The sequence below is a fragment of the Micromonospora sp. NPDC047738 genome (assembly GCF_040642675.1).
Lineage (GTDB): Bacteria > Actinomycetota > Actinomycetes > Mycobacteriales > Micromonosporaceae > Micromonospora.
Window position 1 is genome coordinate 290422 of the sequence record NZ_JBEYSO010000001.1, and the last position, 24313, is coordinate 314734.

The following is a 24313-nucleotide window of genomic DNA, read 5'->3' on the forward strand; positions in this document are numbered from 1 at the left end:
CATTCGCGTCCGGTGGCTGCGCAGAGCGTAACGCGCGGGCGGCGCACCGGACCGGGCGGCGCACCGACGGTCGTGGCCCACGACACCGCCGAGATGGTGTTGACTTGTCCGGTGGCGACGGGCAGAACAACACAGCGCGACGGAGCACCGGGACATTCCCGGCGCACCCTGCTGCGCGCCGGGGCGCTGGTGGCGCTCGGCGGCGCCGCCGTACCGCTGACCGGTTGTGATCTTTTCGACCGCGGCGACGACAAGCCGCCGCCCCCGGACTCCCTCGAGCCCCTCGCGGCGGAGTCGGCCGCCCTGGAGGGCCGGTACCGGGCCGCCATCGCGGCCGCCCCGGCGTTGGCCGACCGGCTCGGCGCGATCGCGGACACCCACCGGGCGCACGCCGAGGAGCTGCGCAAGGTGATCGGCCGCCCGGCCCCGAGCGGCTCGCCCGCCGCCACCCCGACCGAGGCGGCCGGCGACCCCGACGGGCTGCTGGCCGAGCTGCGCCAGGCGGAGCAGCAGGGGCGGGAGAACGCGGCGAAGGCGTGCGCCGCCGCGCCCGCCGAGCGGGCCGCGCTGCTCGGCTCGATCGCCGCTGCCCGCGCGACCCACCTGGAGGCGCTGAAGTGATCCCACGGACCGCACCGGCCGGCTCGGCCCAGGCCCTCGCCGACGCGCTCGCCGCCGAGTACGCGGCCATCTGGGCGTACGGGGTGATCGGCGTGCACCTCGCCGACGCCGCCCGGAGCGCGGCCCGGGCCGCCGAGGCGGCCCACCGGAGCCGCCGGGACGCCCTCATCCTGCAGTTGAGCGAGAGCGGCGGCCAGGTCCCCGCCGACCGGGCCGGGTACGCCCTGCCGTACCCGGTGACCGACAAGGCGAGCGCGCTCAAGCTGGCGGTGGAGATCGAGGATCGGACGGCCAGACACTGGCGCGCGACCCTGCCGCACACCACCGGGACCGACCGCAACCGGGCCCTGACGGCGCTGACCGACTGCGCGGTACGGGCCACCCGCTGGCGGCGCACCGCCGGCGTGACCCCGATCACGGTTCCCTTCCCCGGCCGCCCGGCCTGAGCGGGACGACGGTCACGCCCCGGATCGCTCCGGTTGCGGGTCGCATACCAGGTATGCATACTCCTCGCCATGTCCATCCGTCACGGCCTGCTCGCGCTGCTGGAGCGCGGCGAGATGTACGGCTACCAACTGCGGGCCGCGTTCGAGGAGTCGACCGGGTCGACCTGGCCGCTGAACATCGGGCAGGTCTACACCACGCTGGCCCGGCTGGAACGCGACGGCCTGGTCCGCTCGCTGCCGGAGAGCGAGAGCGGGCAGCGGCCGTACGAGATCACCGACGCCGGACGGGCGGACCTGGCGCTCTGGTTCGCCACCCCGATCAGCCCCGCCGACCGGCCCCGGGACGAGCTGTCGATCAAGCTGGCCCTGGCCCTCACCACCCCCGGCGTGGACGTCCGCGCCGTGGTGCAGACCCAGCGCAGCGCCACCATGCGGGCGTTGCAGGAGTTGACCCGGTTGAAGTACGCCAGCGACAAGCCGGAGGACCTGGCCTGGCGGCTGGTGCTGGACGCGATGATCTTCCAGGCCGAGGCGGAGATCCGCTGGCTCGACCACTGCGAGACCAGCCTGGTCCGCCATCGCCCCGCCCCGAGCCGGCCGGCCGGCCGACCCGAGGCGGTGGACCGGACCGGCGAGGAGGCCCGCCGGTGAGCCGCGGGCCGGCCCAGCCGGGCGGGTCGGCGCTGAGCGCGGGGACGCGCATTCCGGGGCGGCTCGCGTGGGACGCGGCCGAGCCGGAATGCGCGCATGAGCCGGTTCTGCGAGCCCCGCAGTCGCGAACGGAGGTGGCAGCGTGAGCGAGGTGCTGGAGCTGCGGGACGTGCACCGGACGCACGGCGCCGGTCCGGCCGCCGTGCACGCGCTGCGCGGGGTCAGCCTGACCGTCCGGGCCGGCGAGTTGGTGGCGGTGATGGGCCCCTCGGGCTCCGGCAAGTCGACCCTGCTTGCGCTGGCCGGTGGGCTGGACCGGTCGACCGGCGGCGAGGTGCTGGTCGAGGGGGAACCGCTCGGCGGGCTGGCCGCCCGCGACCTGGCCCGGCTGCGCCGCCGCCGGATCGGGTACGTCTTCCAGGACCTGAACCTGCTCGGCAGCCTCACCGCGGTGGAGAACGTGGCGCTCCCCCTGGAACTCGACGGCGCCGGCGTCCGGCGGGCCCGCCGGCTCGCCCTGGCCGCGCTCGCCGAGGTGGACGTGGCGGGGCTGGCCGACCGGTTCCCGGACCAGATGTCCGGCGGCCAGCAGCAGCGGGTGGCGATCGCCCGGGCGCTGGTCGGCGAGCGCCGGCTGGTCCTCGCCGACGAGCCCACCGGGGCGCTCGACTCGCAGGCCGGGGAGGCCGTGCTGCACCTGCTGCGCCGCCGGGTGGACGCCGGTGCGGCCGGGGTGCTGGTCACCCACGAGGCGCGGCACGCCGGCTGGGCCGACCGGGTGGTGTTCCTCCGGGACGGGGTGCTGGTCGACTCGACGGCCCCGCTGGCCGGCGTCGAGCAGCTGCTCACCGGCAGCGGACGGTGAACCGGGACCGGACCGCCGCCACGCTCGGGTCGTGGCGGACCGCGCTGCGCATCGCCCGGCGCGAGGCCCGCCGGGCCCGCGGGCGTACGGCGCTGGTGCTCGCCATGATCGCGCTGCCCGTGCTGGCGCTGAGCTTCGCCGCCGCCAGCTACGACATGGCGGAGCTGAGCCGCGCCGAGGAGCTGGACCGCCGGCTCGGCGCGGCCGACGTCGAGCTGCGCTGGACGGCGGTGAACCCGCTGAAACAGGACGCCTGGGGCCAGAACTCCTGGCCGGTCGAGGGTGACCTGGCGCCGCGGACCCGCCCGGTGACGGCCGAGGAGATCCGCGCCCTGCTGCCCGCCGGCAGCCGGGTCACCCGGCTGCGCCGCTGGGTCCCCTTCGAGGTACGTGTCGACGGCCGCCCCAAGCCGTTCGACGCGCGGGCCCTCGACCTCACCGACCCGCTCACCCGCCCACTGGCCACGCTGCGCGCCGGCCGGCCACCGGCCACCCCGGACGAGCTCGCGGTCAGCCCGGCCGCGCTGCGCGCGCTGGACGTACGGCTCGGCGACCCGGTGCGCACGGCCGACGGGACGACGACCTACACCGTGGTCGGGGTGGTGGAGTTCCCGGACAACCTGCGGGCGGTGGTCGCGCTGCGGCCGGAGACGCCACCCGGACCGGTCAGCCCGCCGGACGAGAGCTGGCTGGTGGACCTGCCCGGGCCGGTGGACCCGGCGTTGGTCGACCGGCTCAACGAGCGCGGGATCCAGGTGGCCGCTCGGGCCCCGCTGCCCGGCCGGGAGGAGGCGTTCACCGGCCCGGGGCTGCCCGACCCGGAGCAGGCGGGAAACGCGGTGCTGGTCAGCGGACTCGGCCTGCTGGAGGTGGTGCTGCTGGTCGGCCCGGCCTTCGCGGTCGGCGTACGCCGGCGACGCCGGGACCTCGCCCTGGTGGCGGTGGCCGGCGGGGACGCCGCGCACCTGCGCCGGATCGTGCTGGCCGACGGGGTGGTGCTCGGCGCCGGCGGGGCGGCGCTGGGGCTGCTGCTCGGCGTGGGCGCCGCGCTCGCCGGCCGGCCGCTGGTCGAGCAGTACGTCGTGGGCGCCCGCTTCGGCGGGTACCGGGTCTTCCCGGCGGCCCTGGCCGCGATCGCCACGGTGGCGGTGCTCGCCGGGCTGCTGGCCGCGCTGGCCCCGGCGTGGACCGCGGCCCGGCAGGACGTGGTGGCCGGCCTCAATGGGCGGCGCAACCCGCCCCGGCACCGGCGCCGCTGGCTGGTGCTCGGGCTGCTGCTCACCGCGGCCGGCGCCGCCCTCGCCGCGCTGGGCGCCAACCGGAGCAGCCCGTCCGTGGTGCTGACCGGGCTGATCCTCGGCGAGCTGGGGCTGGTCTTCGGCACTCCGACCCTGATCGGGCTGCTCGCCCGGGCGGGACGGTTGCTGCCGCTGGTGCCCCGGCTCGCGCTGCGCGACGCCAGCCGCAACCGGTCCTCGGCCGCGCCGGCCATCTCCGCGGTGATGGCGGCGGTCGCCGGCAGCGTCGCCCTCGGCGCCTACCTGTCCAGTGACGAGGCCCGCAGCCGGGCGGAGTGGCAGCCGGGCATCCCGCCGGGTCAGGTGCTGCTGCTGCGCTCAGGCGGGGCGACAGCAGCCACCCTGCCGCCGGTCGCGGAGGTCGCCGAGCCGGTCCGGGCCGCGCTGCCGGCCGCCACGGTCGTCCCAATCGCCACCCCGGCCTGCGCGAGACCCGCCAGCGCCGAGGACTACTGCGTCGCGACGGCGGTGCTGCCCCCCGAGCGGCGCTGCCCTTACGAACTGGGGGACGCCATCGTCACCGCCGACCGCGCCCGGGCCGACCCGCGCTGCGTCCGGGCGGTCCGCGAGTCGACCGGCATCTACCTCCCCGTCCTCGTCGACGACGGCCGCGCGCTGCCCGCCCTCACCGGTGCCCCGGCGGAGGAGGTCGCCGCCGCCGCCCAGACGCTCGCCGCCGGCGGCGTGGTGGTCACCGACCCCGGGCAGGTGGTGGACGGCCGGGTGACGGTCGCCGTCACCCACGGCGCCGGCGACGTCACGGCGACGGCCAGCGCAACCCTGCCCGGCCATCTGCTGCGCGGCGGCCTGCCGGTGGACCGGCTCGTGCTCTCCCCGTCGGCGGCCGCCGCGGTCGGCCTGGTGGCGGAGCCGTTCGGCTACGCGGTCGACACGGTCGAACCACCCACCGCCGGGCAGCGGGAGCGGCTCTCCGCCGAACTGTCCCGGCTCAGCGCGCTGTCGGTGCTGACGGATGATCAGCCCGGGTCGGACCAGCGGTCACTGCTGCTCCTGCTGGCGATCGGCTCCGGCGTGATCACCCTGGGCGCGGCCGGGGTGGCCACCGGCCTCGCCGCCGCCGAGGCCCGCCGGGACCTGTCCACCCTCGCCGCGGTCGGGGCCGACCCCCGGGTACGCCGGGTGCTGTCGCTCTGCCAGGCCGGGGTGATCGCGGTGCTCGGCTCGGCGCTCGGCATCCTCGCCGGCCTCGGCTCGGCGGCCATCATCCTGCTCTCCCTGAACCAGCGGTACGCGCAGGCGTGGCCGGCACCGGCGCCGTACCCGCTGGTGGTGCCGGGGCTGACCCTCGGCGTGCTGGTGGTGGTGCCGCTGGTGGCGATGCTGGGGGCGGCCCTGTTCACCCGGTCCCGGCTGCCGGTGGAGCGCCGGCTGGACTGATCCGGGTCCGGCGTGGACAGCCCCAGGCGTGGCTCCCGGGTGGTTCCGGCACGCCTGGCTAGGGTGGTGGACGGTCGACGTGTGCGGGACCGCCGACGGGCAACCCGCCCGCGGAACGGAGGTGGGCCGTGGACGCCAGCGGGGGCGAACTGGAGACCGACCGATACCTGGACGATCCCCGGTGGCGGGTCGCCGAGCGGGTGAGCGACGCGGCGCTGCGACGGTTCGCGGCCGACATCCTCGCCGTCGCGGTGCACGGCCCCCTCGCGCACGGCGACGAGGACGGCGGCGGGGACGGCGAGGTGGGGCTGCTGCTGGCCACGTACCGGCCGGGCAGCGGGCCGTCGCCGGCCACCCGGCGGGTGGACGGGGTGCTGGTCGACCTCACCGTCGCCGGGGCGGACGACTACCTGGGGCAGGCCCGGACGATCGGCCCGCTCTGGCCGCTCACCGCCGACCGCTACGTCACCACCCGTGCGCTGCACGATCCGACCGGCTGGCTGCGTACGCTGCGCGACGAGCACCTGGCCCGGCTGGCCCGGGCCCGCCCGGCCGAATTCAGCGCCGCCGCCCGCCAGGCCTGGTACCGGGGCAGCGCGGCGCACGCCCGGGCGCTCCGGCTCGCCGAGTGGTATGAGACCGACCAGGCGTTGCTCATGCTCGGCGAGGCGCGGCTGGCCGCGGCCACGGTGCACGGGCTGCTCAGCCGCACCTACTTCCGGGACCCGGGCGACGCGGTACGGCGTACCGGCCTGGCGGGCGCGGACATGACCGAGGTCGGCGCGGTGCTGGTCCGCCAGGCCGAGGAACTGGCCGCCCGGGGCCGCCCGGTCGACGGCACTGTTGACGACCTCCTCACCAGCTGACCCGCCCGGGTCAGCCGAGGCCGCCCTGGACGCCGATCAGGGCACCGACCAGATAGGTGGCGCCGGCCGCCAGCGCGCCCAGCAGCAGCTGCCGCAGGCCGCTGGACCACCAGGGACGGTGGGTGAACCGGGCGACGATCGCGCCGGCCACGAAGAGCCCCACCCCGCCGACGCCGAGCGCCAGCCACAGGCTGGTGAAGCCGAGCAGGTAGGTCAGCAGCGGCACCAGCGCGCCGACCGAGAAGCAGAGGAACGACGAGATCGCCGCCGCCCAGGGACTCGGCTGCTCGTCGGGGTCGACGCCCAACTCCTCCCGGACGTGCATCCGCAGCGCCTCCTCCGGGTTGCGCCCGACCGCGTTGGCGACCTGCATGGCCAGATCCCGGGGCAGCCCCCGGGCGACCCACGCTTCGGCCAGCTCGCGGGCCTCCGCCTCCGGGTGCCGTTCCAGCTCGCGCCGTTCCTTGGCCACCTCGGCGGCCACCTGCTCGTTGGCCGACCGGACGCTGGTGTACTCCCCCAGCCCCATCGAGATGGCGCCGGCGACCAGGCCGGCGGCGCCGGTGAGGACGATGCTGCGCGGGGAGACCCCGCCCCCGCCGACACCGGCGATCAGGGCGATGTTGGTGACCAGTCCGTCCATCGCGCCGAACACGGCCGGGCGCAGCCAGCCGCCGGACACGTCCGCGTGGTGCGCCTCGCGCAGCGCCGCCGGGGTGTCGGTCACGGCAGGGTGAGGATCTCGTAGCCGTCGTCGGTCACGACGATGGTGTGCTCGAACTGAGCCGTCCACTTGCGGTCCTTGGTGACCACCGTCCAGCCGTCGTCCCACATGTCGTACTGGTAGGTGCCGAGGGTGATCATCGGCTCGATGGTGAACGTCATGCCGGGCTCCATCACGTCGGTGGGCCGCGGGCTGTCGTAGTGCGGCACGTAGAGGCCGCTGTGGAAGGATTCGCCGATGCCGTGGCCGGTGAAGTCGCGGACCACGCCGTAGCCGAACCGCTTGGCGTACGACTCGATGACCCGGCCGATCACGTTGATCTGGCGGCCCGGGGCGACCGCCTTGATGCCGCGCATCATCGCCGCGTGGGTCCGCTCGACCAGCAGGCGGGCCTCCTCGCTCACCTCGCCCACGCAGAACGTCGCGTCGGTGTCGCCGTGCACGCCGCCGATGAACGCGGTGACGTCGACGTTGATGATGTCGCCGTCCTGCAGCACCGTCGAGTCCGGGATGCCGTGGCAGATCACCTCGTTGAGGCTGGTGCAGCAGGACTTCGGGAAGCCCTTGTAGCCCAGCGTCGACGGGTAGGCGCCGTGGTCGCAGAGGAACTCGTGGACCACCTTGTCGATCTCGTCGGTGGTCACCCCCGGCTTGCAGTGCTCGCCGGCGAGCTGGGTCGCCTGGGCGGCGAGTCGGCCGGCGATCCGCATCTTCTCGATGGTCTCCGGCGTCTGCACGTGCGAACCGCGCCACTCCTGGGGACGCTTCTTACCCACGTACTCGGGGCGCGGGATGTGGGCGGGCACCGCTCGCCACGGGGAGAGCGTGCCTGGGGTCAGCGGCGCACGGACGGTCATGACCACACCCTATCGCCGGCACCGCGGTGAGCCCCGCCACAGGCGGCCGGCCCGGGGTTGTTGCCGGGCCCGGCCCGCTGTGCCATTGTGGCTGCGTGGATCAAGGGAGCGCACCTCCCGTCTTCTCCGCGACCGCGGAGGCCGACGGTGACCGCCTCCGGGTGGTGGTGACCGGCGAGGTCGACATGGCGACCGCCGACACCATGTACCAGACCGCCCTGCGGGCGCCCGCCGCCCACCTCACGCTCGACCTGCGCGGCGTCACCTTCTTCGACTCGGCCGCGATCCAGGCGCTGGTCCGGCTGGCCCAGCGGTTCGCCGGCACGCTGACCGTGCTGCCGTCCCGCCAGGTACGCCGGGTGCTGGAGATCTCCGGTCTCGGCGACCAGGGCTGGCTGGCGCCCGCCTAGCCACGCCCGGCCCACCTCGGACTGCCGTCAGTCCGCCAACCGGCGGCGCAGCGTCACCTCGGTGCCCGCCGCGGACCGGGTCACGGTCAGCTCACCGAGCGCCTGGATCAGCGCCAGCCCCCGGCCGCGGAAACTCGACCCGGTGGACTCCCGCCACCGCCCGCTGTCCCGGACGGTGGCTGTCACCGTACGGTCCTCGATCCTCACCTCGACACCGATCACCGGCTCGGTCGGCGACACCGGGTGCTCGATGGCGTTCGCGGCGGCCTCGGAGATCGCCACAGTGAGGTCGAACAGGTCGGTCTCGCCGACGTGGTGGGCGACCAGGAAGTCCTCCAGCCGCTTGCGTAGCACGCTGAGCCGGGTCGGTTCGGCCGGCAGCCGCAGCACGAACCGGTTCAGCTCGGTCGCCTCCAGCGCGAGCACGGCCACGTCGTCGTGCCGGATACGCTCGGCGACCCGCTGGACCACCGCGTCGACCAGATCGGCCACGTGCTCGCCCCGGGTGGTGGCGTCCAGCCGGAGCCGCCCGAGCCCGGCGTCGATGCCGAGCTGCCGGTCCTCGATCAGCCCGTCGGTGTAGAGCAGCAGCCGGCCGCCGGGGGCCAACTGGCCCTCGACGGTCCGGTACTCGGCCTGTGGGATCGCCCCGACCGGCGGCCCGAGGGCCCGGTCGTGCAGGTACGACACGTCGTCCCCGCGGATCACCAGGGGTGCCGGATGACCCGCGCTGGCGTACCGCAGCCGGCCGGTGCGCGGGGAGAACCAGAGGCAGACCACGGTGGCGAAGGAGCCGCCCTCGGTGGAACCGACCAGGCGGTTCAGCCGGGTCAGCGCCTGCCCCGGATCGTAGCCCTCCAGCACGTACGCCCGCAGCGCGTTGCGGAGCTGGCCCATCGCGGCGGCGGCCCGGACGCCCTTGCCCATCACGTCGCCGATCACCAGCACCAGCTCGTCGTCGGGCGTGCCGATCACGTCGTACCAGTCGCCGCCGACCTCGACCTCGGCGCTGCCGGGCAGGTAGCGGCTGGCCACCACCGCGCCCGGCAACTGCGGCAGGGTACGCGGCAGCAGGCTGTGCTGGAGGGTGGTGGCGATCCGGTGCTCGGCCTCGTAGAGCTGGGCGTTCTCCAGCCGGACGCCGATCAGCCGAGCCAGCTCGGTGAGCGCGGCCTGTTCGGTGCCACCGCCCTCCCGGCGCCACACCCGCAGCTCGCCGAGCTGCACACCGCTGGTGCCGGTCAACGGCAGGACGGCCGAGGGTTCGGCGCTCGTCTCGCCGCCGCCGTCGGCCTCGTACCGGGCGCCGGTGGCGGTGACCGCCACCCGAGCGGCCTCGGCGAGGCTGAGCGCGTGTCGGGCGGCGACCTGCACCACCTCGGCCGTGGAGCGGGCGGTGTTGACCGCCACGGCCGCGTCGGCGAGGGCCCGCAGCCGGCGGATGATCTGCCCGCGCAGCTGGCCCAGCTCGACGTTGGCCCGGACCCGGGCGATCAGCTCCTGGCTGGAGAAGGGCTTGGTCAGGTAGTCGTCGGCACCGACCGAGAGCCCGGCGACCTCCTCGGCCGAGCCGGCCCGGGCGGAGAGCAGCACGATCGGCACGTGCCGGGTGACCGGGTTGGCCCGCAACGCGCTGACCAGACCGTAACCGTCCAGCCGGGGCATCATCACGTCGGCCAGCACCAGGTCGAACGGGGACTCGACGGCCAGTCGCAGCGCCGCCGCGCCGTCCGGGACGGCGACCACCTCGTACGAAGCGGAGAGCAGCCGGCTGACGTGCTCGCGCAGGTCGGCGTTGTCGTCGGCGAGCAGGATCCGGCCCGCCCCGGCGGGCACCTCGGCCGGCTCTGGCGGGCCGGCGGGCACGGTCATCTCGTCGGTCCAGAGTGCGGTCTCGGCGACATGCAGCCGGGCCTGTTCGGGCTCGCCCAGTGGCGCGGCGCTGGCGGCCACCCGGTCGGCGGGCAGGTGGGCGTACCCGAACGGGACGGTCACGGTGAACGTGGTGCCCTGGTCCACGACGCTGTGCGCCTGCACCGTCCCGCCGTGCATCTCCACCAGCTCGCGGACCAGGGCGAGGCCGATGCCGGTGCCCTCGTGGGTGCGGGTGCGCACGCCGGGCACCCGGTGGAACCGCTCGAAGACCTGCGGCAGCTCCTCCGGCGCGATGCCGACGCCGGTGTCGGCCACGGTCAGCACGGCGACGCCGTCGCCGGGGCGGACCCGAACCCGGATCTCACCCTCGAAGGTGAACTTGACCGCGTTGGAGACCAGGTTGAGGACGATCTTCTCCCACATGTCCCGGTCGAGGTGGACCGGCGCGGGCAGCGGCGGGCAGTCCACCACCAGCCGCAGGCCGGCCCGTTCGGTGGCCGAGCGGAAGGTGCTGGCCAGCCGGGAGGTGTAGTCGGCCAGGTCGGTGGGCTGGTAGTGGGCGGTCAGCCGGCCGGACTCCAGCCGCGAGAAGTCGAGCACGGTGTTGACCAGTTTGAGCAGCCGCAGCGCGTTGCGGTGCGTCATGCTCAGCCGCTCGGTGTACGCCGCGGGCAGCCCCGGGTCGGCGAGCAGGTCCTCCAGCGGGCCGAGGACCAGGGTGAGCGGGGTGCGGAACTCGTGACTGACGTTGGCGAAGAAGCTGGTCTTGGCGCGGTCCAGCGCGGCCAGCTCGGCGCCCCGGGCCCGCTCCTGCTCGTACGCCCGCTGGTTGCCGAGCGCGCGGGAGATCTGAGCGGCGACCAGGTCAACGAAGTCGCGGTAGTCGTCGCTGAACGGCAGCCGGCGGGCCAGCCCGAGCAGCAGCACGCCGGCCGGCTCGTTGGCGGCGGTGAGCGGCAGCACGAGGGCGTGGTCGGCGGCGTCGGGCGGCACCTCGCCGAGCAGGTCCGCGACGGACACCGCGCGGGCTGCGCCGTCGGCGGCGGGCTCCGGCGGCCCGCTGGCGAGACGGCCCGGGTCGACTCCGGTGTGGCCGGCCAGCGCCGGCGTGCCGTCCCCGTCGGTCAGCCAGATCGCGGCGAACGGCACGTCCGGCCGGTACGCGCCGAGCACCCGGGCTGCGGACCGGCCCAGTTCCGCCGTGCTCTGCACGTCGGCGAGCCGGCTGCCCAGCTCGGCCAGGGCACGCAGCCGGCGCTCGCCGAGCACCCGGCCGGTGGTCTCGTTGACGAAGCAGAAAACGCCGCTGACGGTGCCGTCGGCGTCCCGGATCGGATCGTACGAGACGTCGAAGTAGACGTCCTCCAGGAAGCCGTGCCGGTCCAGCACGAAGGGATGGTTCTCACCGCGGTACGGCTCGCCGGTGCGGCGTACCCCCTCCAGCAGCGGTCCGAGGACGTCCCAGGTCTCCACCCAGTGCTCGCGGGCGGGCTGCCCGATCGCCGCCGGATGCTTGTCGCCGATGGTCGGCCGGTAGGCGTCGTTGTAGAAGGCGCGGTGGTCCTCGCCCCAGAACATCGCGATCTGGGCCCGGGACGAGAGCATCATGCTGACGGCGTGCCGGAGCGCCGGAGGCCAGCTGTCCGGGGTGCCGAGCGGGCTGCCGGACCACTCGAAGGCACCCAGCCGCGCGCCCATCTCGCCGCCTGCGGCGAACGCCGCGGCCAGCAGCGGTGGGAACTGTTCCGCGACTGTCCCCGAGGACGCGTGATCCCGGTCCTCGCCCCCCTGGGCCGAGCCCATGCAGCCTCCCGCTCCGGCCATGTCCACGACGGCCGGCGCAAACTCCGCCGGCCATCCCCGCCTTCTACCCAGGCGGAGGAGCACGGTAAACGCAGGCCCGACCCGGGACGCTGGTTACCTACGCCTCATCCTGGCGTAACCCGCGGTCGGCGGCGAGTCGGGCCGGACGCGGATCATCCAGAGCAGGCCGGCGGGGTCGGTGATCTGGGTCACGTGGACACCGGTTCGCCGGTGGCGGCGCGGACCAGGGCGGCCACCGGCCGGGGATCCGGGTCGTTCTCCGGATGCCACTGCACCCCGAGCAGGAAGCGCCGCCCCGGGTCCTCGACGGCCTCCACGACCCCGTCGTGGGCCCAGCCGGTGGCGATCAGGCGGCCCGGGTCGGCCACCCCCTGGTGGTGGTACGAGTTGACCCGGTCCACCCCGTCCATCACCGCCGCGGCCAGGCTGCCCGGGGCGAACCGGACCGGGTGGACGCCGTACACCCCGGGCGCCGGCCGGTGCCCGTCGTGGCCGACCACATCCGGCAGGTGCTGGTGCAAGGCGCCGCCGTGAGCGATCGCGAGCAGCTGCATGCCTCGGCACACGCCGAGCACCGGCAGGTCGGCGGCGAGCGCGGCGGTCAGCAGGGCCAGCTCGCCGGCGTCCCGGTCCGGCCGGCTCTCGGTGCGCGGGTCGGGCGGCTGGCCGTACCGCTCCGGGCCGACGTCCGCGCCGCCGGCCAGCAGCAGCCCGTCGAGGACCCGCAGCACGTCCGCGTCCGCGTCGTCGGGGGGCAGCACCACGGCGCGGCCGCCAGCGGCGGTCACCGCCCGGACGTACGCCTGCGGCACCAGCGCCGCCGGGACGTCCCGCCACACCGCCCAGCCGGCCGGCTCGACGTACGCGGTGATCCCGATGATCGGCCGGCTCACAGCGCCGCCTTTCGTTCGCGACTGCGGGGCTCGCAAACCCGGCTCACTCCTCGCGCTCACCGCGCCACCTTCGTTCGCGACTGCGGGGCTCGCAAACCCGGCTCACTCCTCGCGCTCACACTGGTGTCACGTAGGCGCCGGTGATCCCACCGTCCACCACGAACTGCGCGGCGGTCATGAACGAGGCGTCGTCGCTGGCCAGGAAGGCCACCGCGGCGGCGATCTCCGTCGGGTCGCCGAACCGGCCCATCGGCACGTGCACCAGCCGGCGGGCCGCCCGCTCCGGATCCTTGGCGAACAGCTCCAGCAGCAGCGGCGTGGCGATCGGGCCGGGGCAGAGCGCGTTGACCCGGATCCCCTCTCGGGCGAACTGCACGCCCAGCTCCCGGGTCATCGCGAGCACCCCGCCCTTGCTCGCGGTGTACGCGATCTGCGAGGTCGCCGCGCCCATCAGCGCCACGAACGAGGCGGTGTTGATGATCGAGCCCTTGCCCTGGCGGCGCATGTGCGGGATGACGTACTTGCAGCACAGGTAGACGCTCGTGGTGTTGACCCGCAGCACCCGCTCCCAGGCGTCCAGCCCGGTGTCCAGGATGGAGTCGTCGTCCGGCGGGGAGATGCCGGCGTTGTTGAACGCGACGTCGACCCGGCCGTGCCGCTCGGCCACCCCGTCGAAGAGGTCCCGGACCGACGCCTCGTCGGCCACGTCGCAGGCGACGAACTCGCCGCCCACCTCGTCGGCGGCCCGCTTGCCCGCCGCGGGGTCGATGTCGACGCAGACGACCCGCGCCCCCTCGGCGGCGAACCGCCGCACGGTGGCCAGCCCGATCCCGCTGCCCGCTCCGGTCACCACCGCTACCCGGTCCTGAAGCCGTCCCTGCACTGCGGTCACTCCTCTGTCGAGATGAACACGTTCTTGACGTCGGTGAAGGCGTGCAGCGCGTCCGGGCCCAGTTCCCGGCCGAGCCCGGAGCGCTTCATGCCGCCGAACGGCGTCCAGTAGCGGACCGAGGAGTGCGAGTTCACACTGAGGTTGCCGGACTCCACCGCCCGGGCCACCCGGACCGCCCGGCCCACGTCCCGGGTCCAGATCGACCCGGACAGGCCGTACTCGGTGTCATTGGCGAGCCGGATCGCGTCCGCCTCGTCGTCGAAGGGAAGCACCGAGACCACCGGGCCGAACACCTCCTCGCGCCAGTGCCGGTCGGCCGGGGATTCGGCGAGCAGCACGGTCGGGGCGTACCACCAGCCGGGACCGTCGGGGCGGGAGCCGGTGAAGGCCACCTTCGCCCCGTCGACGTACCCGGCGACCCGGTCCCGGTGTCCGGCGGAGATCAGTGGCCCCATCTCGGCGCTCTCGGCGGCCGGGTCCTCGACCCGGAACGCGCGCACGGCCGGTTCGAGCAGCTCCAGGAAGCGGTCGTACACCGGGCGCTGGACCAGGATCCGCGAGCGGGCGCAGCAGTCCTGGCCGGCGTTGTCGAAGACCGCGTACGGCGCGGTGGCCGCCGCCTTCTCGACGTCGGCGTCGGCGAAGACCAGGTTGGCTGACTTCCCGCCCAGCTCCAGCGTGACCCGCTTCACCTGGGCGGCACAGCCGGCCATGATCCGGGTACCGACCTCGGTGGAGCCGGTGAAGCAGACCTTGCGCACCGCCGGGTGGGTGACGAACCGCTCCCCCACCACACTCCCCTGCCCGGGCAGGACGGTGAACACATCCTCCGGGAGCCCCGCCTCCAGCGCGAGGTCGGCCAGGCGCAGCGCGGTGAGCGGGGTCAGCTCGGCCGGCTTGAGCACCACCGTGTTGCCGGCGGCGAGAGCCGGCGCAAAGCCCCAACCGGCGATCGGCATCGGGAAGTTCCACGGCACGATCACGCCGACCACGCCGAGCGGTTCGTGGAAGGTGACGTCCAAGCCGCCGGGCACCGGGATCTGCCGCCCGGTCAGCCGCTCCGGCGCGCCGGCGTAGTAGTCGAGGACGTCCCGGACGTTGGCCGCCTCCCAGCGGGCGTTGCCGATGGTGTGGCCCGCGTTGCGGACCTCCAGCAACGCCAGCTCCGCCAGGTGCGCGTCCACCACCGCGGCGAACCGCCGCAGCAGCCGCGCCCGGTCGCCGGGCGCCACCGCCCGCCACGACTCGTACGCCCGGGCGGCCCGGGCGATCGCCGCGTCGGTCTCGGCCGGCGAGGTGGCCGGCACCTCGCGCAGCACCGCCCCGGTCGCCGGATTCCGCACCTCGGTCAACGTGCCCTCCTCCTGGACGTCCGGCCGGTCAGAGCCGTTCGAAGCCACGGACCAACTCCCAGTCGGTCACGGCGGCGTCGAAGGCGGTCACCTCGACCCGGGCCTGGTTGGCGTAGTGGGCGACCACCTCGGTGCCGAAGGCGTCCCGGGCCACCTCGGAGGACTCCCAGAGGGCGAGCGCGTCGCGCAGCGTCCCCGGCACCCGCGCCGCGGTCCCGTCGTCGTACGCGTTGCCGGTGCACTCCTCGCCCAACTCCAGCTCCCGCTCGATGCCGTAGACCGCCCCGGCCACCAGTGCGGCGATCGCCAGGTACGGGTTGACGTCCGCGCCGGGCACCCGGTTCTCCACCCGCATGCCCTGGCCGTGCCCAACCAGCCGCAGCGCGCAGGTGCGGTTGTCGGTGCCCCAGCGCAGCGCGGTCGGGGCGAAGGAGCCCGGCTGGTAGCGCTTGTAGGAGTTGACGTTCGGGGCGAAGAAGAGGCTGAACTCCCGCATCGTGGCGAGCAGCCCGGCCAGCACCCGTTGCCCGGTCACGCTGAGGTGCGCCGGCCCGTCCCCGAGCAGGGCCGAGCGGCCGGCGGCGTCGCGCAGCGAGAAGTGGATGTGGCAGGAGTTGCCCTCCCGCGCGTTCGGCTTCGCCATGAAGGTGATCGACATGCCCTCCTGGGCGGCGATCTCCTTCGCCCCGTTCTTGTAGATGACATGGTGGTCGGCGCAGGCCAGCGCCTCGTCGTAGCGGAAGGCGATCTCGTGCTGGCCGAGGTTGCACTCGCCCTTGGCGCTCTCCGGGGTCAGTCCCGCCCCGGCCATCTCGGTGCGGATCCGGCGCAGCAGCGGCTCCACCCGGGCGGTGCCGAGCAGCGAGTAGTCCACGTTGTACTGGTTGGCCGGGGTCAGGTCGCGGTAGCCGCGCCGCCACGCCGCCTCGTACGAGTCGCGGAACAGCACGAACTCCAGCTCGGTCCCGGCGTACGCGGTCAGCCCGTGCCCGGCCAGCCGCTCGAGCTGCCGGCGCAGGATCTGCCGGGGCGAGGCGACCACCGGGCCGGTGCCGTCCAGCCACTCCAGGTCGGCCAGGAGCAGGGCGCTGCCGGGCTGCCACGGCATCCGGCGCAGGGTGTCCAGGTCGGGCTTCAGCGCGAAGTCGCCGTAGCCGCGTTCCCAGCTGGACATCGCGTACCCGTCGACGGTGTTCATGTCGACGTCGACGGCGAGCAGGTAGTTGCAGCCCTCGCTGCCGTGCGCGACCACCTGGTCGAGAAAGTACGGAGCGTGGAACCGTTTGCCCTGCAGCCGGCCCTGCATGTCGGCCAGGGCCAGCACCACCGTGTCGAGCTCGCCGTCGGCGACCGCGACCCGGAGTTGTTCCAGCGTGAGCGGGGCTTTCCTCATCGGCGCGCCTCCATGGGAAAGGTCTACTACTGAACCTTTCAATCCGTCAATGGGCGGCCCTCACTTACCCGAGCAGACCGCGCAGCAATTCCGCCGTGGCGTCGCAGTGTTCCTCCATCACCAGCCGGGCGCCGTTCGGGTCGCCCGCCAGGATCGCATCGACGATCCGGGTGTGCTGGACGTCGGAGTGGTCGAGGTTCCGGGGGATCACCGGGATCGCGGCGAGGAGCCGGTCGAGGGTCAACTGCACGTCGGCGACGGCCGCGGCCAGCGACGGGGAGCCGCTGGCCGCGGCGATCGCCAGGTGCAACCGGGAGTCCGCGACCCGCCGGTGGACCGGATCGCGGTCGCGCGAGGCGGCCAGGGCGGCGACCAGGTGCTGCCGCTCGACCGCCGGCAGGCTGCGGTTGGCGGCCAGGCCCGCCGCACCCGACTCCAGCACCCGCCGGAAGTCGAGCGCGTCGGGCAGCCGGTCGCCCATCTCGCGGGCCAGCTCCCCCGCGTCCGGGCGCCCGTCGCCGGCACCGGGTGTGGGCATCACCGAGCGGACGAAGGTCCCACCGGTACGCCCGCGGCGGGACTCGAGATAGCCGGCCTCGCGCAGCGCCGCTATCGCCTCCCGCAGGGTCACCCGGCTGACCTGCAGCCGCTCGGCCAGCTCCCGCTCGGCGGGCAGCCGCTCACCGACCCGGACCAGGCCCAGTTTGATCGCCTGGACGAGCCGGGCGACGGTGATCTCGAAGGCGTTGCCGCCGCGCACCGGGCGCCACACCGGAAAGGCCGGTACGGCTTCCGGCGTCGATGCCCCGGCACCGCCCGGCCCCCCGGCGGCGGCGCTCCCCGGCTCGGCAGTCCCGGCATCGATCGGCATCGCCGCCCCTTCCCCTCCACGCGGGTGGCGGGCACCCACCGGGCACCCGCCACCCGGGCAACCTACTCGGTGGCCGACTCGGTGCTCGGCTCGGTGACGGGCTCGGCGCCCGTCGCCGGCCTGGGGATAACCGGATCCGCCACGTTGTGGCGAGGGCCGGTGAACCAGCGCCGGGCGCTGAGCACCCACCAGAGCCAGGCACCGCCGAGCACGACGCCGACCGCGACGATCGTGTAGTTGAACGTGCTGGCGGTGACGGGGCTGCTGGTGGGCAGCACGAACAGGACGCAGATGACCGCGACCCAGACGATGGCGATCCACCCGACCGGCGCGCTCCACCGACCCAGGTTCCACGGGCCGACCTGGAAGTCCGCCGTGCGCCGGCGCAGGAAGACCGGGGCCACGTACGCGATGTAGAGGCCGATCACCGCGATGGACGTGGCGGCCAGGTAGGCGGTGGTGTTCCAGAGCGACGGCAGGACGAGCAGGGTGGAACAGGCGACGCAGAGCCAGATCGAGTTGGTCGGGGTGCCCGTGCGCTGGTTGACCCGCTTCCAGATGCCGGAGCCGGGCAACGCCCCGTCCCGGCTGAACGCATAGGCCATCCGGGAGTTCGCCGTCACCGATGCCATGCCGCAGAAGAACTGGGCGACCACGCAGATGAAGAGCAGGAACGTGCCGAGGTCCTGCCCCGCCGCGTCGATGAAGATCTGCGCCGGGGGCAGGCCCAGCGCGGTCGTCCGCTCGGCCTCGTAGTCCTGGATGGACCAGGTGATGGCGAACAGGAGCACGAAGCCGGCGAGGACCGAGACCACGACCGACATCACGATGCCGCGGGGCGCGGAGCGGGCGGCGTCGTGGGTCTCCTCCGCCACGTGGGCGCTGGCGTCGTACCCGGTGTAGGTGTACTGCGCCATCAGGAGGCCGATGAGCACCGCGTAGCCGGCCGCGCCGGCGAAGGTGAAGCCGGTCTCGTTGCGCACCTCCAGGAAGACCTCGGAGATGGGCTTGTGCTGGTCCGGCACGAACGCGAGGGCGATCACGATGACCGCGACGCCGGCGAGGTGCCACCAGGCGCTGACGTCCGAGAGCAGCCGCACGAGGTTGACGCCGAAGGTGTTGAGCAGGCCGTGCGCGATGATGATCACCAGGAAGATCAGGAAGGTGCGTCCCGCGGTCACCTCCATGTCGAAGGCGAGGCTCAGGAAGGCGGAGGTGGTGATGGCCGCACCGAAGTCGATCGCGGCGGTCACCGCCACCTCGCCGAGGAAGTTGAACCAGCCGACGAACCATGCCCACACCGCCTTGTTCCGCTTGGCGAGCGCGGCGGCCCACCAGTAGAGGGCCCCGGCGGTGGGATAGACCGAGCAGATCTCGGCCATGGCCAGCGCGACGAAGATCACCATGACGCCGACGAAGAGCCAGCCCAGGGTGATCGCCAGCGGGCCGCCCGCCGTCATCGCGATGCCGTACGACGTGATCGCGCCGGCCAGGATCGAGATGATGGAGAACGAGACCGCGAAGTTGGAGAAGCCGGACAGCTTTCGGCGCAGCTCCTGCTTGTATCCCAGCTGCGCGAGCCGTTCCTCGTCCGAGACCGGGGAAGGCGGGGGTACTCCGTCCTCAATCGTTGAGCTCATCGGTGTCTCCCTTGGACGGGGGTGAAGACTGTGACCTGCGTCACCGCCTGACGGGATGATGAGCCTCCACCCGCAACCAGGTCAATGGAGATCGACCGAAAATTCCGTCAGGACCAGACCATTAATCGAGGCCCCCGGCCCGAGGCGCGCGAAATGCGTTGCCGCCCGGGTGGTGCCGGCGGCATCCTTGAGCCAGTGACCAGGCCCGATCGCGACGGGCCCACCGCCGGGCGCTCGGCAACGCCCGGCCCGCGACGGCGCGCGGCGTCCACCTCTCTCTCACTGATGTACGGCGGTTCGCCGTACCCCCGGACGCCCGCGCCGTCGCACCCGGTCTGCCAGCCGTGAACACAGGCCCGGCTCGGCGACGTCGACCGGCCCGGCCGATCAGGCGAACAGCAGCCCGGCGACCCAGAGCGCCGCTATGACCAGGCCGGCCAGGAACTCGACCAGCATGGACAGGCCGGCCGCCTTGAGCGCCTGCACGGTGGCCGGCCAGGCGAGCTGGTTGCTGCCCAGTCGCAGCCGCTCGGCGACCCAGACCCCGCCCACGAAGCCGATCGGCAGGCCGACCACCGGGACCACGAAGAACCCGACCAGCCCGAGCAGGCCCCCGGCCAGCAGCGAGGACGTGGGCACCCCGGTCCGCTTCAGGTTCCGCCCCGGCCAGAGATACTTGACGACCCCACCGCCGACGGCGACCACGGTGGCGGCGGCGAGCACCGCCCAGCGGCCCGGGCCGGCGTCGCCGAAGAGCGCCCACACCAGCACCCCGCCCCAGCACAGCGGCAGCGCCGGCAGCCCGGGCACCACCACCCCGGCCAGCCCGGCCAGGATCGCCAGGCCGGCCAGCACCGAGACCAACGCCTGCGTGTCGGTCAGGTCCACGCCGCCTCCCTCGCTCCGCCGGTAGGCCCGACCGGCGGCGAGCCGGTCACGCCGCCGCCTCCTCCTCACCGGCCAGCCGCCGGCGGATGTGCTCGGCCGGGACCGGGGCGCCGAACCAGCGGCCCTGCCCGGTGTCGCAGCGCAGCGCCCGCAGCCGCTCCGCCTGCGCCTCCGTCTCCACCGCCTCGGCGGTCACCCAGAGTTCCACCGCGTGGGCCAGCCGGACCAGCGCGTCGACGATCCGCTCGTCCCGATGGTCGGCGGCTGCGTCCGCCCCGTCGGCCCGGATCCCCTCCACGAACGGGCCGGCCAGCTTCAGGCAGTGGATCGGCAGCCGCCGCAGGTACGCCAGGTTCGAGTACCCGGTGCCGAAGTCGTCGATGGCCAGCCGTACGCCGAGGTCGGCGAGCTGGTGCAGGGCGCGCAGCGGCTCCCCGCCGCTGCCCATCACGGCGCTCTCGGTCAGCTCCAGCTGCAGCAGCTCGGCGGGGAGCCCGGTGTGCTGCAGGGCCTCGGCGACGGTCTCCACGATCGCTGGATCGTCGGCCTGCCGGGCGGCCAGGTTGACGCTGACCACCAGCCGCGCGTCCGGATACGCCCGCCGCCAGCCCTCCGCGTCCCGGCACGCCTGCCGCAGCACCCAGGCGCCCAGGCGCACGATCAGGCCGGTCTCCTCGGCCAGGCCGATGAACCGGTCCGGGCCGATCAGCCCCAGCTCCGGGTGCTGCCAGCGGACCAGCGCCTCCACCGCCACCATGGACCCGTCGAGCAGCGAGACGATGGGCTGGTAGTGCAGCACGAACTCGCCCCGGTCCAGGGCAGCGGGCAGGCTCGCGGCCAGCGCCGAGCGGGCGATGTCCGCGGCGCTGCGCTCCGGGTCGTAGACCGCCCAGCGGCCCCGCCCCTCGGCCTTGGCCCAATAGAGGGTGGTGTCGGCCGCCTTCATCAGCTCGGAGACGCTGGTCTCCTCGACCGGGCACTCGACGATGCCGATGCTGGCCGAGACGGCGAGCTGCTGGGTCCCGACCTGGACCGGGGCGGACACCGCGGCCAGGGCCAGTTCGGCCACCTCCACCGCGTCGTCGAGGCCGCCGCCGGAGTCGACCAGGATGACGAACTCGTCGCCGCCCATCCGGGCCACCAGGTGGCCGCGGCCGGCCACGCAGTCGGACAGCCGCCGGGCGATGACCTTGAGCAGCCGGTCGCCGAGGTCGTGGCCGAGGCTGTCGTTGATCGCCTTGAAGCCATCCAGGTCGAGGAAGCAGAGCCCGACCCGCTCCTCCGGGCCGGCCCGGTCGAAGACCTCACCCAACCGCTCGAAGAAGAGCGTGCGGTTGGGCAGGCCGGTGAGCGGGTCGTGCAGCGCCTGGAAACGCAGCCGCTGCTGGAGTTCGTGCCGCTCGGTGATGTCCTCGATCATGGCGACGGTGAACCGGGGGCGGCCGTCGTCGTACCGGATCAGGGAGACGGCCAGGTCGGTCCAGAGCACGCTGCCGTCCTTGCGGTGGTAGCGCTTCTCCACCCGGGCGCTGTCCCGCTTCCCCTCGATCAGCTCCTGGTAGAGCTCCCACATGCCGGCCGCGTCGTCGGCGTGGAAGAGCGCGGCCACGTTGATCTGGCGCAGCTCGGCGACGGAGTAGCCGAGCATGTCCGCGAACGACTCGTTGACGTCGATGATCCGCCCGTCCACCCCGGCGATGCCGATCCCGATGGCCGCGCCGACGAAGACCGTGCGGAACCGGGCCTCGCTGTCCCGCAGGGCCTGTTCCACCGCGTCCCGGGCCTGCCAGGCCGAGCGGGCGATCCGCTCCTGCTGGTAGAAGGTGCGGTCGCGCAGCGCCCGAGCGAAGCCGGCGGCGAGCGCACCCTGCAACGCGGCGACCCGGTCCCGTGCCTCGGGCAGCTCGGCGCGGGCCGGCAGCACCGAGGGCAGGAACCGGTCACCGAGGGCCCGGACCGACCAGTCCAGCACTCCCGGCTCGGTGAGGTGCGCCTCCACCAGGGCCCGCCCCACCTCCTCCCCCGCCTCGGCGGAGAAGGTCGGGGCGCGCAGCGCCCGGCCCAGGCGTACGGCGTGCGCCAGCAGCAGGCGCTCGGTCTCAGCCGCGCTCATCGGCACGAACCCGAGCCGCCGCACCGCCCGGGCCCACTCGGCGGCGTACGCGGCGGCACCCGGCCGGCTGAGGTCGTCCCCGTCGGGGGCGCTCATGTCGGCTCAGCCGGCGGGCCGGTCGTACCGGGCGACGCCGCCGAACGCCCCGAACCGCTCGGGGTGCTCGTCCACGTCGGACGGCGAGTCGGGCCGCCACAGCGGCATGTGCACCACGCCCGGCTCAAGGATGGTCCAGTCGCCGAAGAAGTCGGTGACCTCGGCCCGCGAGCGGAGCGTGATCTCGGTGGCGGTACGCGCCGACAACCGCTGCGCGTCGAGCATCTCCTGCGGCTGGTCCTCGAAGGTGGAGTGGGAGATGACCAGGTAGCTGCCCGGTGCGGCGGCGGCCCGCAGGGTGGCCAGGACGTCGGCGGGCCGGTCGGCGTCGTGGATGAAGTGGACCACCCCGGCGAGCAGGATGCCGAGCGGACGGTCGAAGTCGATCAGCGTGCTGGACCGGGCCTCGTCCAGGATCCGCTTCGGGTCGCGCAGGTCGGCCCGGACGGCGACCGCCCGGTCGTTGCCGGCCAGCAGTTCCTGGCTGTGTGCCACGGCGACCGGGTCGATGTCGACGTAGACGATCCGGGCCTCGGGGTTGGCCGCCTGGGCGACCTCGTGCACGTTGCCGACGGTGGGGATGCCCGACCCGATGTCGAGGAACTGGTCGATGCCGGCGTCGAGCAGCACCCGGACCGCCCGGCGCAGGAACTCCCGGCCCGCGCGCATGGTGGCGGGCAGGTGCGGGGTCATGCCGGCGATCTGCTCGGCGAGTTGCCGGTCGATCTCGAAGTTGTGCGCGCCACCGAGGAAGTAGTCGTAGACCCGGGCCGCGCTGGGCCGGGTCAGGTCGATCTCGGCGGGTGGTTCGTCCGGCGTCTGCATCGCTCGGCCCCCCAGGTCGTCTCCGCGTGTGCGGGAACGTCCGGCGCCCGGGCACTCGGAAGGGACACCGGCCGACCCGCGGGATCGTGTCGTCCTGACCACTCTATGCGCCCAGCACCAGGTACGGGAGATCCACAATCGACGGCCCGGACCTGGCCGACCGCCGGTGCCGGGGCCGACCGCCCGGCCCGCGGGGGCGCGCCGGGCGGACCAGGGCTCAGGCGGCCGACTCCAGCAGCAGCGAGATACCCTGCCCGACGCCGATGCACATGGTGGCGAGGGCCCGCCGGCCGCCCCGACGGCGCAGCTCCAGCGCGGCGGTGAGCGCCAGCCGGGCGCCGCTGGCACCCAGCGGGTGGCCCAGGGCGATGGCGCCGCCGTTCGGGTTGACGTGCTCGGCGTCCTCGGGCAGCCCCAGCTCGCGCAGCACCGCCACGGACTGGGCGGCGAACGCCTCGTTCAGCTCGATCACGTCGAGGTCGGCCAGGCCGAGGCCGTGCCGGTCGAGCAGCTTGCGGGTGGCCGGCACCGGGCCGACGCCCATGATCCGGGGTGGTACGCCGGCCGCCGCCGCGCCGCTCACCCGGGCCAGCGGGGTGAGGCCGTACCGGGAGACGGCGGCCTCGGAGGCGACCAGCAGGGCCACCGCACCGTCGTTGACGCCGGACGAGTTGCCGGCGGTCACCGTGCCGCCCTCGCGGAACGGGGTGGGCAGCGCGGCGAGCTTCTCCAGCGAGGTCTCCCGGGGGTGCTCGTCGACCTCGACCAGCTTCGTCTCGCGCCGGCCGGCCGGCACGGTCACCGGCACGATCTCCTCGGCCAGCCGGCCGTCGGCCTGCGCCTTGGCGGCCCGCTGCTGGGAGCGGAACGCGAACTCGTCCTGCGCCGCCCGGTCGACGCCGTACTCGGCGCCGACGTTCTCCGCCGTCTCCGGCATCGAGTCGATGCCCCAGCCCCGCTTCATCAGGGGGTTGACCAGCCGCCAGCCGATGGTGGTGTCGTACACCTCGGCGGTGCGGGAGAACGGGGTGGTCGCCTTCGGCATGACGAACGGCGCCCGGCTCATGCTCTCCACCCCGCCGGCGACCACCAGGTCGGCCTCCCCGGCGGCGATCGCGCGGGCCGCGGTGGCGAGGGCGTCCAGGCCGGAGCCGCAGAGCCGGTTGACCGTGCTGCCTGGAACCTCCTCGGGCAGCCCGCCGAGCAGCGCCGCCATCCGGGCCACGTTGCGGTTGTCCTCGCCGGCCTGGTTGGCGCAGCCGAGGAGCACGTCGTCGGTGCGGGCCCAGTCCACGGCCGGGTGCCGGGCGACCAGTTCGCGGATCACGTGCGCGGCCAGGTCGTCGGGGCGTACCCCGGCGAGGGCGCCGGCGTACCGACCGATCGGGGTGCGGACTCCGGCCACGAGGTATGCCACGGTCATGGTGCTGCGTCCTTCGAGGGTGGAAGGGGCTGGCGGGGGCGCCCGCCGGGTCCCGGGGACGTCCGGCGCCAGGATATCCGCGCCCGGAACGG

At 74.4% G+C, this 24313-nt stretch carries 20 protein-coding genes; 7 read left to right on the top strand and 13 right to left on the bottom strand.

The window, feature by feature from the left end; genetic code table 11:
* Positions 1-168 precede the first annotated feature (168 nt).
* From ABZ783_RS01375 to ABZ783_RS01400, 6 genes are all read left to right on the top strand, one after another.
* On the top strand, positions 169-621 hold the full coding sequence (locus ABZ783_RS01375) for a hypothetical protein (RefSeq protein WP_357434291.1): 453 nt from the start codon (positions 169-171) through the stop codon (positions 619-621).
* Positions 618-1067: a ferritin-like domain-containing protein gene (locus tag ABZ783_RS01380; protein ID WP_357433575.1), complete on the top strand. Its 450-nt coding sequence runs from the start codon at positions 618-620 to the stop codon at positions 1065-1067. Before ABZ783_RS01375 ends, ABZ783_RS01380 begins: the two co-directional genes overlap by 4 nt.
* Positions 1068-1136: 69 nt before the next feature.
* On the top strand, positions 1137-1718 hold the full coding sequence (locus ABZ783_RS01385; protein ID WP_357433577.1) for a PadR family transcriptional regulator: 582 nt from the start codon (positions 1137-1139) through the stop codon (positions 1716-1718).
* A 142-nt stretch (positions 1719-1860) separates the two neighbouring features.
* Positions 1861-2583 carry an ABC transporter ATP-binding protein gene (locus ABZ783_RS01390; protein WP_357433579.1) on the top strand — a complete coding sequence of 241 codons (723 nt, stop codon included), beginning with the start codon at positions 1861-1863 and terminating at the stop codon, positions 2581-2583.
* Positions 2580-5279, top strand: coding sequence for an FtsX-like permease family protein (locus ABZ783_RS01395; RefSeq protein ID WP_357433581.1), 2700 nt, complete (start codon positions 2580-2582; stop codon positions 5277-5279). The genes ABZ783_RS01390 and ABZ783_RS01395 overlap by 4 nt, the downstream gene beginning before the upstream one ends.
* A 128-nt stretch (positions 5280-5407) precedes the next feature.
* Complete coding sequence (locus tag ABZ783_RS01400) at positions 5408-6145, top strand: nucleotidyltransferase domain-containing protein (RefSeq protein WP_357433583.1); 738 nt, start codon at positions 5408-5410, stop codon at positions 6143-6145.
* Between the two features lie 10 nt (positions 6146-6155).
* Here ABZ783_RS01400 and ABZ783_RS01405 read toward each other — a convergent pair whose 3' ends face one another.
* Complete coding sequence (locus ABZ783_RS01405) at positions 6156-6872, bottom strand: VIT1/CCC1 transporter family protein (protein ID WP_357433585.1); 717 nt, start codon at positions 6870-6872, stop codon at positions 6156-6158.
* Positions 6869-7726 (bottom strand): type I methionyl aminopeptidase, encoded by an 858-nt coding sequence (gene map, locus ABZ783_RS01410; RefSeq protein ID WP_357433587.1) that lies wholly within the window; start codon positions 7724-7726, stop codon positions 6869-6871. The genes ABZ783_RS01405 and map overlap by 4 nt, the downstream gene beginning before the upstream one ends.
* Positions 7727-7821: 95 nt before the next feature.
* Between map and ABZ783_RS01415 the strand changes: the two genes are divergently transcribed.
* A complete protein-coding gene (locus ABZ783_RS01415) occupies positions 7822-8136 on the top strand; it encodes an STAS domain-containing protein (RefSeq protein WP_198940148.1) in 315 nt (104 codons plus the stop codon).
* A 27-nt stretch (positions 8137-8163) separates the two neighbouring features.
* On the opposite strand, the gene ABZ783_RS01420 is transcribed toward ABZ783_RS01415, so the two are convergent.
* From ABZ783_RS01420 to pcaF, 11 genes are all read right to left on the bottom strand, one after another.
* Positions 8164-11814: a SpoIIE family protein phosphatase gene (locus ABZ783_RS01420; protein ID WP_357433589.1), complete on the bottom strand. Its 3651-nt coding sequence runs from the start codon at positions 11812-11814 to the stop codon at positions 8164-8166.
* Positions 11815-12023: 209 nt separating this feature from the next.
* Positions 12024-12728: a gamma-glutamyl-gamma-aminobutyrate hydrolase family protein gene (locus ABZ783_RS01425; protein ID WP_357433591.1), complete on the bottom strand. Its 705-nt coding sequence runs from the start codon at positions 12726-12728 to the stop codon at positions 12024-12026.
* A gap of 115 nt (positions 12729-12843) precedes the next feature.
* Positions 12844-13611: a 3-oxoacyl-ACP reductase gene (locus tag ABZ783_RS01430; RefSeq protein WP_357433593.1), complete on the bottom strand. Its 768-nt coding sequence runs from the start codon at positions 13609-13611 to the stop codon at positions 12844-12846.
* A 5-nt stretch (positions 13612-13616) separates the two neighbouring features.
* The gene (locus tag ABZ783_RS01435; protein ID WP_357434292.1) at positions 13617-14972 is read right to left on the bottom strand and encodes an aldehyde dehydrogenase family protein; all 1356 of its coding nucleotides are present in this window, start codon (positions 14970-14972) and stop codon (positions 13617-13619) included.
* 28 nt (positions 14973-15000) lie between these two features.
* The gene (locus ABZ783_RS01440) at positions 15001-16365 is read right to left on the bottom strand and encodes a glutamine synthetase family protein (RefSeq protein WP_357433595.1); all 1365 of its coding nucleotides are present in this window, start codon (positions 16363-16365) and stop codon (positions 15001-15003) included.
* 64 nt (positions 16366-16429) lie between these two features.
* Positions 16430-17236 (bottom strand): FCD domain-containing protein, encoded by an 807-nt coding sequence (locus ABZ783_RS01445; RefSeq protein ID WP_357433597.1) that lies wholly within the window; start codon positions 17234-17236, stop codon positions 16430-16432.
* 62 nt (positions 17237-17298) lie between these two features.
* Complete coding sequence (locus tag ABZ783_RS01450; RefSeq protein ID WP_357433599.1) at positions 17299-18876, bottom strand: amino acid permease; 1578 nt, start codon at positions 18874-18876, stop codon at positions 17299-17301.
* Positions 18877-19263: 387 nt separating this feature from the next.
* Positions 19264-19764: a DUF456 domain-containing protein gene (locus tag ABZ783_RS01455; RefSeq protein ID WP_357433601.1), complete on the bottom strand. Its 501-nt coding sequence runs from the start codon at positions 19762-19764 to the stop codon at positions 19264-19266.
* 46 nt (positions 19765-19810) lie between these two features.
* Positions 19811-21973 (bottom strand): EAL domain-containing protein, encoded by a 2163-nt coding sequence (locus tag ABZ783_RS01460; RefSeq protein WP_357433603.1) that lies wholly within the window; start codon positions 21971-21973, stop codon positions 19811-19813.
* Positions 21974-21979: 6 nt separating this feature from the next.
* Positions 21980-22798: an SAM-dependent methyltransferase gene (locus ABZ783_RS01465; RefSeq protein ID WP_357433605.1), complete on the bottom strand. Its 819-nt coding sequence runs from the start codon at positions 22796-22798 to the stop codon at positions 21980-21982.
* Between the two features lie 217 nt (positions 22799-23015).
* Complete coding sequence (pcaF, locus tag ABZ783_RS01470; RefSeq protein ID WP_357433607.1) at positions 23016-24221, bottom strand: 3-oxoadipyl-CoA thiolase; 1206 nt, start codon at positions 24219-24221, stop codon at positions 23016-23018.
* Between the last annotated feature and the right edge of the window lie 92 nt (positions 24222-24313).